Here is a 15,125-nt window from a genome sequence, read left to right as displayed (position 1 = left end):
TTGTAAGAAAGTGCAGGTCTTGCCAGCCGAACTGTAACGAATCCATTTCCATTCTTAGGTTAATTTTGAGTGAGCGGCTAAGTTACCGATATGCAGAATCAAATACATCAATTCCATATCGTTGACATGCCAGCCCTTTTGTTCAAATAAGTATTCTTTGATCGAATCTGCGGTTTCTTTTTCTTTTGGATAGCTGCTGAAGGCCAAGGCAATCATTGGATTTGCCAATACTGGCTCTTCTTTTTCTTGACTTTGTCGAATTAAATAATAGCGAATGTGGGTCACGAACCGTTGGAAGTAGGAAGAATTCTCATCAAACTCGATGTTCATGCTGTACTTAACGATCCGTAAAATATTATTCGTCAACTCGGTGTGCTCATAAGCACTTTGATTGGCGCTTTTTTCAATTTGCGCATTGACGAAATGCAAAGTGATAAACGCAGCTTCTTCTTGTGAAAAATCGGGATACAGCTCTTTGCGGATCAATTCGACCGCTTGGACACTGACCGCATATTCCTTGGCATAGATTTTCTTGATTTCCCAATGCATGGGATTGGTCAAAACAATTTCTTGCTTTTGACGACTGATGGCAAACAAAATATGATCCATCAGTGTGAAATAAACATTTGGATTGAAATCGGTTCCAACACTATCCCGAAAAAGACGCACGATTTCATAAATGACGGCCATTTGTTTTTCGTCAGCCTTCGTCATGACTTTCGACATATGTTCCACTGTCAAATCATCTTCTGGATAGTATTTTTTTTCGATTCGCTCAGCTGGAATCGGGTCACCCGGTTTCGTTTGAAAGCCGATCCCTTTTCCCATTAGGATCACTTCAACTTCATCTTCTTTTGAAAGTACAACATTGTTGTTGATCCTCTTGATAATCTTCACGAACGATCCTCCTTGATCAGCATAGCCCGTAAAAACGTTGCATCCTTTGACGTCTATGCAGAAGGTCTTGTATTTTTTTCTTTCTCTGACGTGCCGTTAAGTGACGGGTGATTGACTGCTCTAGAAAGTGTTGCAGGCTATCGTCAAACCTAGCTGGCAGTTCATTGCGTTTTACTTCTCCCCTCCTTTGCTGATCAATGACTGGATCTTACCTTGGAACCGGTTCTTTTTTTAGCTATTAGAAATAATGGAGCAAAAAAAGAAGACCAAAGCAAAAAAGTGTACAACCCAAGAAACTTTGGGTAATCAACGCACTTTTTTCCTCTGGTCTTGCCTGCCGAACAGTAACGAATCCAGTAATGAGAACACTCTCATGTTCCGTTGAGATAATAGTACTCATTCTGAGAAAAAATGTCAACACTTTTTTTGCAAACGTTTTTCTTTTTTCCTTTTCGGCTTTGATTCACTCTTATTTGCTCGTAGTTTTCTTACTGATAGTGAGGGGCTTTTCTGTATAAATCCTCTGTAACAGCTTGGCATTTTTTATCCAACAGCACACAACACAAAAAAACCGTAATCTTCGTACATTACGGTCATAGCTAGAAGGATGATGCTTTACAAAAAACGATCAATCACAAAGAATTGGGGAAGGTCTGGTGCATGACAGACATTCAATGTGACTGACCGCTTTTAGCGATTCATGCGCTTCATGACTTCCACAAACGAAAAGGTGTCTTTGAGAGGGGGAAGCAATCAAATAACCTTTCGATTCTTCAAGATGTTGCTCGATCCTGCGATAAAAACCGCAGAGAGCGAGGAAAATGCTGTTCCTATCATAAAGGAAACAGTCACAAGACTTATCATTGAAAGGTCAACGATAAGGTTTCGCAGAAAAGGCAGTACTAGTTTTTAAATGGGTTGATTTCCCAAGGGCCGAATGGTTCAAATTCCATGAAAAACTACCTCCTTTATTATTTGCTATACCTTATTATATTTGATAACATGTTATTAAAATCACATTGTTCAGAAATGCGTCACAATTAAGGAGGTCCCCCATGAAACAGCAAGGCTCTTTAATCAAAAAACTGCGCACAGATCGCAAAATCTCGCAAGCCAAGCTTGCCGAAGGTATTTCCTCACGTACTACCCTTTCTTCATTCGAAAATCGTAAAACAAACCTCTCTTCACAAACCCTGTTTGACTACTTAGACAAAATGAATATCACGGTTCATGAGTTCAGTCTGTTGATCGACAGCGAAGCCACGGATCAGAAACGTCAGCTGGTGCAAGATTTCTATACCCGTTACTATGAGCGAACACTGACTCTCGACTACTTGACTAGCCTGGAAAAACGCTACTTTGAGACGCAAAATTTTTTCTATTATTCTTTGTATGTCCAAGGATTGCTGCTGCTCAACCGTGAATCATTTCTGATGAATCAAGGAGCTTACACCCAAGAAGTCGAACTGGTAAAGCAATACTTGTTTGATATCGAAACCTGGGGGCGTTTTGAGTTAAATTTATTCTCAAATTTGTTATTTATTTTTGACCAAGAAACGATCAGTTATTACTTAGATCATGGGATCAAAAAAATCCTTCACTACGCCAATGATCCATTTTATGCAAATCTGTTAAGTGTCGTGATCTTAAACGGCTGTGCCTTTGCCAGCGAAAATAAAGATGCCTATCTACTAAACAAGTTTCTGCTTTTGTCTGAACCGCTACCCAATACTCCTCTCTATTTTTATTTAAAAATCCATCAAGTGCTGTATCAGGAAATATACTCGTATTTGCAATCCGCTCAGTTGAACAAAGAGATTCTAAAAAACACCTTAGTCGTTATTGAACAAGCCGGTTACCAGAACCATAAAAACGATCTCCAACAGTTGCTTGCTGCTGTTACCAATCGTGCGATTTAGCCGCTTATTAAATGGACATTTATGTAATGTTATCTAACAAAAAAAGCTGTTATTCCAACGGAGCTCAGCTTTTTCGTCAATGTCACTCCAACCCGCCACGAAACAGCCGCTCAAAATGAAGGGGTCAACATTCGACTTGCTTCTTCCGTTCGCATGGACCAAGAAAAAAACCAGTTAGGTTTTAGACCTAACTGGTTTTGTTTGGCAAAAGCAACGAGCATGCTGCTGCCGATTCATTTGTGTAATTTACTAACCGATTAACGAGATTCTGAAGTCACACCGATGGTTGCCCATGGGTTATGATCGGCGTCAAATGCCCAGGTAAAGTTTGCGACACGATCAGAGATCGGTAAGATTTGATTCCGATACAATGTTGGGATCGCAAAAGCTTCTTCAATCGCATATTCTTGCCATGCATCAAAAGCAGCCTTCCGTGTTGCTTCATCAAAGGAATCGATTGAATCGATCGCAGCTAACAATTCAGTATTTTCATCTGACTCAAAACGAGTGTAGTTAAATGCTGAATTTGGTCCCCATAAGCTGGTTGGTGATGGATCTGAACCAGTAGACCAAGCAGCTTGGAAGACATCGATATCTGGATCATCGTTTTTCAGCTTGTCGTAGAAGGCTTGGAAATCGATCAAACGACCTGTTGAATATTGAACATCTAAACCGATTTCCTGCCATTGTTGAACATAGTAATCCGCCAATGGTTGGGCAACTTCCCCACCAGACATTGACGCAAAGTTGATGGTCAATTTGTTGCCATCTGGATCTTCTCGGAAGCCATCGCCATCCACATCGATAAAGCCAGCGTCATCTAGAAGTTGGTTTGCTTTCTCCATATCTAAGTGGTATCCTTCGGCATCGCTATTGTGCAACGTACCATAAACAGGTGGGATCAATGTTGAAGCATTTGAACGCAAGCCGTGGTAGAAACGCTCACCGATCGCATCATTGTCGATGGCATAGCCCATTGCTTGACGCAATGCTTTGTTCGCCATTTTTGCATTTGGATCAAAATCAACACTGTTTGTTTCATCATTCCATGAACCTAAATTAAAGCCAAGATACGTGTAAGATTGTTCTGGACGACCTAACATTTGGTAGCCATCCATGTTTTGATACGTATCAAAGGTATCTGTTGGCATTTTTAAGACTAAATCGTATTGCTTCGCGTTTAACGCTTCATTGATTGAAGCCGAAGGGACGTTACGCATCACGATTTTTTCTAAGTTTGGTGTATCGCCATAGTAATGTTCATTCGGTACATATTCCACCGTTTCACCTGGTACGATATTACTCATTTTGTATGGACCAAAACCGATTGGATTGGTTCGAACGGGATCACTTGAAGGCATATCTGCCACTTCAATGCCTTCAAAGGCATGTTTCGCTAATGCAGAATGCCAGATCGCTCCACCGGATTGCTGCATACCTGGATGCATTTCTTTAAACTCGATTTCAACGACTTTGTCGCTGACTGCTGTGATCCCTGAGATCGTATCAGCTTCGCCGCTGTGGTATTCTTCCATACCAACGATATTCGTAAAATCATTGTTGTAACGAACGCCATCATAGTCTTGATGTCCGATGACTTCATAAGAGAAGATCACGTCTTCAGCCGTTACATCGACCCCGTCAGACCATTTCAAATCTTCACGCAAAGTGATCGTTGCTTTGTTGTTATCGACATCTAATTCTAAATCAGCTGGTCCACCATTCACAATTCGGAAATCTTCATCTTGTAGGAACAAATATTCATGGCTTGGTAACATGAAGTCACGGTCATAAGCATCTTGATAAAACTCCCATTGAAACAACCCTTGGAATTGCGTATCTGTTACTACCGCAACATCTAAGACGCCCCCATCGATCACTTCATCGTTATTTTCAACTGCAAGCTGCAAATCATTGATATCAAATCCAGCTGCCTCAGTTGATGATTCTTGTGTATCTGTCGAACCTGTTCCACCTCCGTTACTTTGTCCGCAAGCCCCTAAAACAAGCGCTGCCAATAAAGTAATCATGCCAAACTTCGTTTTCTTCATACTCTTCCTCCTTATTTAAATCCCTTCCTCGTGATTCAGTGATCACTCGATCTTCGAATAAAAAAACCAAGCAAACAGTTTTTTTTATCTTAAAATGGCTTTTTTATTAGAAAATATGAACGAGATTAACTAAATTATAACAATTTTCGTAAAATTCTTTCTGTCAATAATTTCACCGATTGATGAAATTATTGAAAAAACGGCGATTCTCCTTGATACATCGCCGTTATTATTATTCGCATTTTCTTAAATTTTTCTTTTTCTCCCTTTTTTGGTTCTCATTTCCCTTGTTCTCCCGCTGTTTAAAACTGTCAAAAAATACTTTTTTGTCGCTAAAAGGTGTGATACTATGAAAAAAAGGAGCGTTCAATGAAACTATGGCAGATAAACGAGTTTTCTTACAAACAAAATCCAAACCCTTTGCACCTATCTCACAGCTCTTAACCCAGCGCTTGCTTTTGGCGTATAGCATCGTCTTGATCCTCATTGGCTTGGTAGCTTCCCCTCCTCAAGCTTTGTGGCAAGGCTCGCTGGCAATCTTAAATGCCCCCAGCAATTTGATTTCTGATTATTTTGCGATCGGCAATCTTGGAAGCGCCTTTTTAAACAGTGGCTTATTGACATTGATCAGTATCCTCCTCGCGAAAAAGCAAGGAACGATTATTAGTGGACCAATGATCGCTGCTTTTTTTACCATATCTGGCTTTTCTTTTTTTGGAAAAAACATCTTTAACTCGATTCCCATTCCACTTGGTGTCTATTTATACTCTTACATACAGCAACGCCCCGCTACACAATATTCACTGGTTGCCTTATTTGGCAGTGCCGCCTCGCCGGTTATCAGTTACTTAGCATTCGGTTTAGGGTTGCCTTTACCCGTCGGGATCGCTTTTGGTTATGGCATCGGTCTATTGATCGGTTTGGCGCTTCCTCCTCTAGCAGCTCAATTTTTACAATTCCACCAAGGTTTTTCTTTGTATAATATCGGATTTGCTGCTGGCATCATCACTATGTTTTTCACGAGTTTTTTACGCCTGTTCGACTTAGAAGTCTATTCAAACAAACAGTTGACGACGGAGTATCACTATTATCTGACTGGGTTCTTGCTCATTCTTTGTCTTGCTATGTTTCTTATCGGGTATCTTCTAAATCAGCGATCCCTCAAAGGCTTGCCTGAGCTTTTTCAAACGTCAGGGAAATTAATGACGGACTATGTCACGATTTTTTCCCTTGGGGTCACGATGATGAACATGGCGATGATGGGGATGTTGATGCTGTTCTTTATCTTCTTCTTACAAGGCGAACTATCTGGTCCCCTTTTAGGCGCAATATTGACCGTGATAGGCTTCAGTGCATTCGGGAATCACTGGAGAAATAGTTTGCCTGTCATGGTTGGGGTGGTTTTAGCAACCAAGGTCGGTTTGACCTCTGATGTCTCGACCTTCAGTTTATTGCTGACAGCGATCTTCGGTACCAGTCTAGCCCCCATCAGTGGGTATTATGGTCCAGTTGCTGGTGTAATCGCTGGGGTGGTCCATGCAGCCTTGGTCACAAATATCACCTATTTACATGGAGGATTGAACTTATACAATAATGGCTTTTCCAGTGGATTTGTCGCGGCAGCAATGGTACCATTGTTAGATGAATACCAGCAAATCAGAAGGCGGAGAAGAAAATGATTGAAAAAGAACGGGCACGGCGAATCGTCGATGAAGTGGTCACCTACTTTTTGTCCCATGACTGTCAAAAGATAATAAGTGAGATGGCCTTTGAAGCAGAGGGGTTTAAAGCAGTTGTGCAAGGTCAATTTCCAGAGCAGCCCTCTGATTTAGAACATTTTATCGACATGCTCAACACACCAAGAGATAGCACGTTAGAAAATTATTATGTGGAGCTGTTAGGCGGTCATCAAACGATCCATGAAGAAAAAGATTACTATCTATTAGGATTAATGATCGACGAAGCATCCATCATGTACGAGGATGAGCAATTGATCGTTGAATTGTATCGCAAAAAATACAACTGAAAAGCCCTACGCAAAAAACGTTTCTAAGCGGTGACCTTCACCCTTTAGAAACGTTTTTTGTTCGTTTGTCGTGACAAAAATGAAAGTTTATTGATAGATTTTTCACACTACTTTTCAGAAAACCAGCGTTATACTTTCATCATAATAAAAAACGAGGTGACCGATAGATGAAAAAACTTCTGATTGGACTTGCAGCGCTCCTCCTCATAGGGTTCGGCGCATTGCAAGTCGCACAAACCGTCATCATGGGCGGCGACAGCTACTATGTCCAAATCACCACAGATGGTGAAAAGACGACTTCTAAGGATGACAATGGAAATGTCTATACGCAATACCATTACGAATTGCCAGGGTATGACGAGAACGGCAAAAGCAAAACCCTTGATTTCAACGGTTTCCAAGAACGACCATTGCGCAAAGAAGCCTATTTGAAGCTTACTTGGAACGAAAAAAAAGGGGTAACTGGCTATGAAGAGGTCAAAGAAAAAGACATCCCAGCCAAAGCATTAACCCAATTAAAAGGAGCGTAACACAACGATGGAAAAAATTATTCAAGCAAATGAACTGACCAAAGTATACGGAAAAGCCAACGAAAAACAAACCGAAGCCTTAAAAGGCATCAGCTTTGATATTGAAAAAGGCGAATTCATTGGGATCATGGGGGCTTCAGGCTCAGGGAAATCCACCCTACTAAACATTCTTTCAACTTTGGATCATCCAACAAAAGGTGCCATTCGCATCAACAATAGCGATATCACCAAACTAAAAGGCGATGCCTTGGCAGATTTCCGCAGCCGTGAAATCGGCTTTATTTTCCAAGACTTCAATCTATTAGAAAACTTAACGGCTTCAGAAAACATCGCTGTCCCGTTGTCTTTACAAGGAGTCAAACCAAAGATCATCCAACAACGGATCAAACGAGTCGCAGAACGCTTGTCCATCACACATATTCTCGACAAATATCCAGCAGCGATCTCTGGTGGACAAAAGCAACGGGTGGCAGCCGCTCGAGCCTTAATCACGGAACCAACGATCCTTTTTGCGGATGAACCGACAGGTGCCTTGGATTCAAAAAGTGCGAAAGATTTATTGAATATGATGGACGACTTGAATACCAATGACCAAGTATCGATTTTATTGGTCACTCATGATCCCCTTTCTGCCAGCTATTGCCAACGTATTTTATTTATCAAAGACGGAAAGATCCATCAAGAAGTCAAACGTGAGGATCAAAGCCGCGAAGCGTTTTACCGCCAGATCCTCGTCATTCTAGGAAACTTGGAACAATAAGGAGGAAGAACACATGCTTTGGAAACTATCACTTACCGGGATCAAAGCTCGGTTGAAGGATTATATCGTCCTCTTTTCTGGTTTAGTCATGGCTTCAGCCATCTTTTATATGTTCGAATCAATGGCGAGCAATGAAGCCTTTTTAAAAAGCAACTCGATCATCAGTATGGTGGTCTTCGTCTTTCGTTTTGGCTCGGTCCTCTTAGGGATCATTACCTTTGCCTACATCTTATACGCCAATTCTTTCTTGATGGCGATGCGCCAAAAGGACTATGCCATGTTTATGATGTTAGGAGCCAAAGGACGAAAGATCGCCCAAATGATTTTTATCGAAACCTTTATGGTAGGTATCGTTGCCACCGCTGTCGGCTCTATCTTAGGGATCGGCTTAGCAAGTGGTGTCAATACTTTGCTAGTCAATCAATTAAACTTGCAGATCACCCATTATGCAGCATTTAGTCCAGAAGCATTGATCGTAACCGTCGTCTTCTTCTCGGTTCTCTTTTTGATTGCTGCCATCTTCAATGCACGGGCAATTGCCAAAAAATCGATTTTAGCATTATTACGAGAAACAAGCACGCCGGCACAAGTCAAACAACGGCCATTCTTGCTCTTCTTGCAAACCATTTTAGGTCTTTGTTCCTTAGCCATCGGCTATTATATGATGAGCGATTTGATGACCTTCCAATTGATCGGGATCGGCATCGCCCTTGTCACGATCGTTCTTGGCACATACCTAGTCTTTCGTTCGGTGATCATCGCTCTTTTATCCCTATTAAAGAAGAACGATACGATCGCATTGAAAAAGTTAAACAATTTCACCTTGTCGCAATTAAGCTTTCGGATTCGTGAGTATACCCAGATGCTTTCGATGGTGGCGATGCTTTTTGCTCTAGCATTAGGTGCCTTGACGGTTGGTCTTGGCTTTAAAAACGAGATCCCTATCTTGGCAAAAACTGTTGCCCCTTATGACTTGTATTTGAACAATGCCCAAAACGCCTCTGACGAAAAAGTCAATGCGTTAAACCCGACCCTTGATGTGACCTACAGCATGAAAGAAACGGATGACACCATTTATTACGTGAAGGAACAATTCAACGAAAACAACTTGCTCAGCTCCAGTATGGATCAGTTGAGTGTCGATGTTACTTACAACAAGCTGACTGGCGATCAATTAGCTTCTGATGTGACCGCCCAAGACCAATTGCGTAGCTACCTCTTACCAGAACAACGAGGTAAGGAGATCCAAGTCGTCGATCAAACCGCTTTTGGTGCGGTCAATGCATCGGAAACCAGCTTGCGAATGGTACAAGTCAAAGACTTCCAAGCAAGCTACGATGGGCTGCGTGATTTGGCGCAAGCAAATCAAGACGCAAATTCTTCAGAAACCGCCGATATGAATTTCTCACAACGGGTCTTCGCCTACGACAGCTATAATGGGATTTTCTCTGGTTTTGAATTTATGGGCTTCTTCCTGGGTATCGCCTTCTTGACGATGTTAGCTAGCTGCCTGATGTTCAAAATTCTTTCAGGGGCAAACAGCGACATTCAACGTTACACGATGTTGAAAAAAATCGGTACCCGCACGCGTTTACTGAAAAGCTCGATCCGCAAAGAGATCGGCGTGCTCTTCCTAGTTCCCGGTATCTTAGGAATGATCCATGTCTTGTTCGGTCTAAAAATGTTCACCACCTTGATGATCGATCCGTACCATGACCTATGGCTACCTTTTGGTATCTTTATCGCCCTCTACGCCATTTATTACGTGGTGACCATTGGGTTATACACCAACATTGTTTTAAATCCAAAGAAAAAATAACAATCACTCTCTGAATTGCTCAACGCAAAGAGACCATCAAGCCATAAAGGGCATGATGGTCTCTTTCATTTTCTCGTTTTTTCTCGGACAATGGAAGGTAATCTTAGGGTTTGACCCCTAGATGCATCGCCGCCGCACCTCCTGCATAGCTTTTGACTTGCAACACATCAAAGCCAGCTGCCTGAAATTCTCGTTTCAATGCCTCCTTGTCAGGAAAATCCCGTGCGGACTCCTGCAGCCAGGAATATTCTTGATAGCTTTTGGCGAACAGTTTGCCAAATAACGGCATGACATGGTGAAAATAAAAAGTAAACAGTTGCCGCCAGCCGATCAGTGTGGGCTGTGATGTTTCGAGACAAACGATTTTCCCGCCTGGGCGCAGCACCCGATGGATCTCTGCCAAGACTTGTTGGCGATCCGCGACATTTCTCAACCCGAACCCGATCGTCACATAATCAAAGTGCTCGTCTGGAAAGCTTAATGCCATCGCATTGCCAGTCTGCCACTGGATCTGCATTTGTTGCTTTTTCTGGGCCTTTTCTTTGGCAACCGTTAACATCTCTTCGCTAAAATCAACGCCAGTCACTTGCCCCGTCGGACCGACCGCTTCATTCAACGCAAACGCCCAATCCCCGGTACCGCAGCATAAATCTAATATCTCCGCACCCATTGGTACTGCCATTCGTTTCATGGTATCTTTGCGCCACCGTTTGTGCAGCTGAAAGGAGATAATACCGTTCATTCGATCATAACGGGAAGCGATCGATTCAAATACATCATGTACTTTGGTTTCTTTGGCTGTTGTTGCCATTGCGGCACGTCCTTTCTTTGTTCCCTTCGTTTTGCTGTTGCTTCACGTGCTTCTTCTTTTTAGTCTAGCACGAAAAAACCTGCGGAACAAAAACCCTGCTTTCTCCTTTCCCTTCAGTCATCTCCCCACCAAAAAACAGCCTTTCCTACATAGATCCCCACGTTGTTGACCAAGGCAATTCGGTCAGCAATAAGCGGATCCAGCAGTGAAAGACTGTTCTTCTAGCTTTTAAAACAGGTTATTCAGGTTTAATCGATGAAGTCCCAGATATTGTTCCAATAAGAAACACGGTCTGCGCCATTTTCATCTTTGTAGCGCACAGAAATCAAATTACGGATGTCATGGACAGGAATATCAAGGGTGACAGAATCCGTGACAGGTCTTTGCTGCACGTTGTATGTTCGATAAAAGGTTCCATCCATATAGACGTCAAAGGTACTAAGATTGGAATAAAAAATCTGCAGCTGATTGTTATGAACAGCAAGGTTGATCAACTCACCAGTGACCGCGCGTGTACCTGTCTGCAGCGTGAGACTGTCTTCCCCTACTAGGATGTTTTCCGTCTCTGGCTGATTCCCTGAAACTCTACCGTTGATTGTTACTGGGGTCAGACCGTTCCCAGCAGCTGCCTGTTCATCCACCCGAGCAGTCAAGTTCCATTCTATGCGGTCTCCAGGTGCGATCGGGCGTTCTAAGTGGATCGTGATACGATCGCCAGAAAGACTAGCCGAGGCGATATTGTCTTGATACACGAGCGCATCGACATTTAAGAACGTCAATAAATTCGGCGAGATATCTAGCGTCACGACAGCATTTTCAATATCGTCTTTCCCAGAATTTCGTGCATCGTTGCTTTCTACGATCGTCCGCAAGATCAATTGATTGCCGACGGTGATAATCGGATTGCCTTCTTCATCACGATCAAAGCTTTGCGGTACTCGTAACGTAATCGATGGGTCAGAAGGTCGAATACTGGTGACTTCAAAGGAGAGCGCTGGTGGGAAACGATCATCGCCAATGGCATCACGATACCCTAAATAGTCCTCGTAATCGCTGGCGGACGGATTCGTACTCCCCAACTGTCCATTTGGTTCCGTCGTGGTCGTATCTGGTAACGTTCCTACGAAATCGTCGTAACGATCATTTGCGAAATCTTTTGCGTAAAATTCGATATACACATCCTCTTCAGGATCAAGGCGACGAGGCAATTGATACTGCCATGGCACGGAGTTGCCCTCTTCGGCATCAAGCGTAATGACATATGGGTCGCCTGAAGCATCACGGATCAATCCTTGTGCGGTACTCGCATAAATGGCGACGCGCTCTTTTGGCTGGTCGTCTTGCGGAGAATGAAAATCCATGATCCCCGAAACTGTTGTCGTCCGTTCATTAAAGACCTGATCCTCTGCCACTTGCAGACCAGTCGGTGGTCGTACATCCACGACGACAGCATCAGGCAAAGCGGCAATACTCTCTTCTGTTGCATGAATGAAAATCGAATCGTCAACATCCTCCATTCTGGGGTCTAATCCTCGGTGGGCACGCAGCACTTCAAAACGTTGACCTGTCTTGAAAAAGTCGTCCCGCGTCCATGCGATCACACCATTATGCACCTCACCAAAAACATCGACAGTTGATTTGGAGGAAAGCCATTGCGTTTCAAGCTGGTTGCCTGCTTCGTCCTTCAAAGCAACTTCCACCCAGACCTCATCATCCCAAGCATCGCGAATCGCCCCCGTGTATTCATACGGAACGACCGCTTTGGCATAAAAGGTTTTGTCGGCATTGGTCGGGGTCACTAAGTGCTGGATCATTGGCGGATAATTATTGGCAGAAAATCGCGTGTAGGCATTCCCGCCCCTAAAAGTCGTGCTGTTGAACTCATTTGAAAAAGGCTCTCCCGGCTGCGGACTAACGATTTGTGCAAAATTGACATTGCCTAGTTGATAGCTCAATGGATTCCAGAAATTGTCCGGATCACCATCTAGATTCACTCCGTTGCGTTTTTCCCAAACCGCTAGTCCAACACGATTAGACGTAAAGGTACTGTTACGATTTGAGTTTGAGAACGCTTGTCCGCCATTGGGTCGATTGTTTCGAAAATCATAAAACAGTGGTTCATCAATCACAAAATTGCTTCTTGCAACCGAACTGATTATTCCATTATTTGCACCTAGGGTCCGTCCTTCCATTCGAAAGGTCGCGTCTTTTCCAGCTAAGAACTCGGCTTCTCCACCTTGCATCCAAACAGCAGGTCCACGATGTGCATAGATGTGGATTCGACTGTTTTCACCTTGTGCATTAAAGACCGATTTACCACCACTATCAAGAGGAAATTGAATGCCTTGTCGACCAGCCCTATCTTCACCATTACTGGCAGTAATGGTGGAATCAGCAGATGGGTCAAATTCTCGTTCTTCATCATTGTACTGATCGAATACGGCAAAGCCTGCTTCATCAATATAGATGCCATCATCTGCCGCAGTCCTGGTGCCTGCATGGTTAAAGATATTCAACTGACCGGCTGACTCCACATAGAACTCGTTATTTCGACCATACATCCGCACTGCAGCCGAATTTCCATGGTATTTGACGATATTCATTCTCCCTTGGTCGGCAAGCACAAAGGTCTGCTCCCCGACTAAGCGAAACCGCATGACAGAAGCATAGTCATGATTTTGACCATCGCCAAATAGATTAAACTGCGACCCTTCTCCAGTTACCGTCACATTGCCACCGAGCTCGGTGCCTCTTGACGCTTTGGAAATTTGATTGACAAAAGCAGCGGTTCCTTGCGGTACACCATTTGTGGGAGCAGGCGCTCTAGAATAGGAGTTTACGACCGCACCACCAGATATAATCGTACGAGAAAACTTGTTATTCCCCTCATCCCGTTGTCCAATCAAGGAAATGATTGCACCGTCAGCTCCCGCTAAGTCCATTTGTGACGAGGCATTTAAAACCGTGCCTTCACCCTCGACTTCAAAAATCACCTCATTTGTGCGATTTTCCATATTCGCCCAAATTACTTGCCGCTGAACGCTGTAGAGGTCTACTTTAGAACCCTTATTGACTCGAAACGAGGTTGAAATGTTGTTGTTATTTGGATGAAGTCGAAAAATTGGTCGAGTATTTGAGATCTTGACATCCGCCTCATCCGTAATCAAGACACTTTTGACATTAAAGCTACCATTATCATTATTAGTACCGGCGGTTGGATTCTTGTGAGCCACCCAATGGAACGTTCCGCGAATCTCGAGATTTCCTTGTTGCAAATAAAGGAAATCATTGCCCGTACTTCCCTCTAGCACACCACTTTTTGCCTCGATATTTTCTGTTTTGACCGTCCAAAAAGCTGAAGCTGCCAGCGATTGTTGATAGATCAATGCATCTGTAGATCTATTGCTTCCTTGAAAATCGATCATCATGTTTTTTAATTCAAAGACCGCCGGCTCACGATCATGGGTAGTCGTCAGTTCAAAGAAACGTCCAGTCGGAATCGTGGTGTTGTTTGGTGTCCCGTTCGTGTTGAAACGCTTCGGCGTGGTTAAGGTAAAGCCATTCCCATTGATGGACACCGAACGATTCAACGCAGTTAAACGATTGTTGGCCTCATTCGTATAATCAGCGGTAATGTCTGCGAGAAACACGATTTCACAGATCGATGAATCACTAAAAGCAGCCCGCAGCTCTTGATAGTCCGAAACTTCGGCACGCTCTCCTTGTGTCGCCCGTTCGGTCAGTAATTCGACTTCTACGGACTCATTGGTTTCCTGCTGCTGAACGTCAAGCAAGGCTGCTTCTTCTACAGCCTTGTCGGCTTCCAATCGCAAGGTTTGTCGTTCTTCGAGAGAAGGCGGAGCGATTTTTTGCAGCGTCCGGTTTCCCCGCTTAAGAACAAATTCGATGGCGTCTTCTTCTCCTAAAGAGACTGGTAATGCCAAGGACAACGTTTCTTCCGTAGGCGCCACTTCAATTTCCACACCATAAACACCCTCTTGTTCAGCTGGATGCAAGGTCGCTTCTTCCAGCTCAAGCATTTCAAACATTTCTAATGATACCAGCGCTTCATGATTCGCCATCAAGAAAAGCGTCTCGCCTGCGGCTTGTTCCGATTCGATCGTCAATACATATTGTCCTGTTTCTGGGTCAAAGTGACCGGACACTTCATAAGAATTGCCACCATGGATAGCAAAGACCGCATACAAGACAGAAATAACGATAAAACCCCCTAATGCAGCGGCAGCCAGTTTGATTTTCGAGACAGTCGCTAGAACAGTAAATGATTTCATCTAGGCACCCCTTTCCTTTG

10 protein-coding genes are annotated in these 15,125 nt (G+C 43.4%); 6 read left to right on the top strand and 4 right to left on the bottom strand.

Annotated elements, in window-relative coordinates:
- Nucleotides 1–54: 54 nt before the first annotated feature.
- Nucleotides 55–897, bottom strand: coding sequence for a PRD domain-containing protein (locus IGI72_RS06700; RefSeq protein ID WP_005225677.1), 843 nt, complete (start codon nucleotides 895–897; stop codon nucleotides 55–57).
- 1,055 nt (nucleotides 898–1,952) lie between these two features.
- On the opposite strand from IGI72_RS06700, the gene IGI72_RS06695 reads away from it, so the two are divergent.
- On the top strand, nucleotides 1,953–2,816 hold the full coding sequence (locus tag IGI72_RS06695) for a helix-turn-helix domain-containing protein (RefSeq protein ID WP_123833838.1): 864 nt from the start codon (nucleotides 1,953–1,955) through the stop codon (nucleotides 2,814–2,816).
- Nucleotides 2,817–3,073: 257 nt separating this feature from the next.
- Here the strand turns inward: IGI72_RS06695 and IGI72_RS06690 are convergent, their stop codons facing one another.
- A complete protein-coding gene (locus IGI72_RS06690; protein WP_142967747.1) occupies nucleotides 3,074–4,867 on the bottom strand; it encodes an oligopeptide ABC transporter substrate-binding protein in 1,794 nt (597 codons plus the stop codon).
- Nucleotides 4,868–5,244: 377 nt separating this feature from the next.
- On the opposite strand from IGI72_RS06690, the gene IGI72_RS06685 reads away from it, so the two are divergent.
- From IGI72_RS06685 to IGI72_RS06665, 5 genes are all read left to right on the top strand, one after another.
- Nucleotides 5,245–6,546, top strand: coding sequence for a DUF1576 domain-containing protein (locus IGI72_RS06685; protein WP_438753574.1), 1,302 nt, complete (start codon nucleotides 5,245–5,247; stop codon nucleotides 6,544–6,546).
- Entirely contained in the window at nucleotides 6,543–6,893 is a 351-nt protein-coding gene (locus tag IGI72_RS06680) for a hypothetical protein (protein ID WP_010747917.1), read from the top strand. The genes IGI72_RS06685 and IGI72_RS06680 overlap by 4 nt, the downstream gene beginning before the upstream one ends.
- 167 nt (nucleotides 6,894–7,060) lie before the next feature.
- Nucleotides 7,061–7,423 (top strand): YxeA family protein, encoded by a 363-nt coding sequence (locus tag IGI72_RS06675; RefSeq protein ID WP_010747916.1) that lies wholly within the window; start codon nucleotides 7,061–7,063, stop codon nucleotides 7,421–7,423.
- Nucleotides 7,424–7,430: 7 nt separating this feature from the next.
- Complete coding sequence (locus IGI72_RS06670; protein ID WP_005225671.1) at nucleotides 7,431–8,183, top strand: ABC transporter ATP-binding protein; 753 nt, start codon at nucleotides 7,431–7,433, stop codon at nucleotides 8,181–8,183.
- Between the two features lie 13 nt (nucleotides 8,184–8,196).
- Entirely contained in the window at nucleotides 8,197–10,002 is a 1,806-nt protein-coding gene (locus IGI72_RS06665) for an ABC transporter permease (protein WP_270792359.1), read from the top strand.
- 103 nt (nucleotides 10,003–10,105) lie between these two features.
- Here IGI72_RS06665 and IGI72_RS06660 read toward each other — a convergent pair whose 3' ends face one another.
- Together IGI72_RS06660 and IGI72_RS06655 are read right to left on the bottom strand one after the other, a co-directional pair.
- Complete coding sequence (locus tag IGI72_RS06660) at nucleotides 10,106–10,813, bottom strand: demethylmenaquinone methyltransferase (protein WP_438753571.1); 708 nt, start codon at nucleotides 10,811–10,813, stop codon at nucleotides 10,106–10,108.
- 248 nt (nucleotides 10,814–11,061) lie between these two features.
- A complete protein-coding gene (locus tag IGI72_RS06655) occupies nucleotides 11,062–15,105 on the bottom strand; it encodes a pectate lyase-like adhesive domain-containing protein (RefSeq protein ID WP_438753568.1) in 4,044 nt (1,347 codons plus the stop codon).
- Nucleotides 15,106–15,125 lie beyond the last annotated feature (20 nt).

The sequence above is a fragment of the Enterococcus sp. DIV1059_2 genome (assembly GCF_051713685.1).
Taxonomy (GTDB): domain Bacteria; phylum Bacillota; class Bacilli; order Lactobacillales; family Enterococcaceae; genus Enterococcus_D; species Enterococcus_D casseliflavus.
The sequence above is the reverse complement of the archived record's forward strand: the minus strand, read 5'-3'. Positions and strand labels throughout refer to the sequence as shown.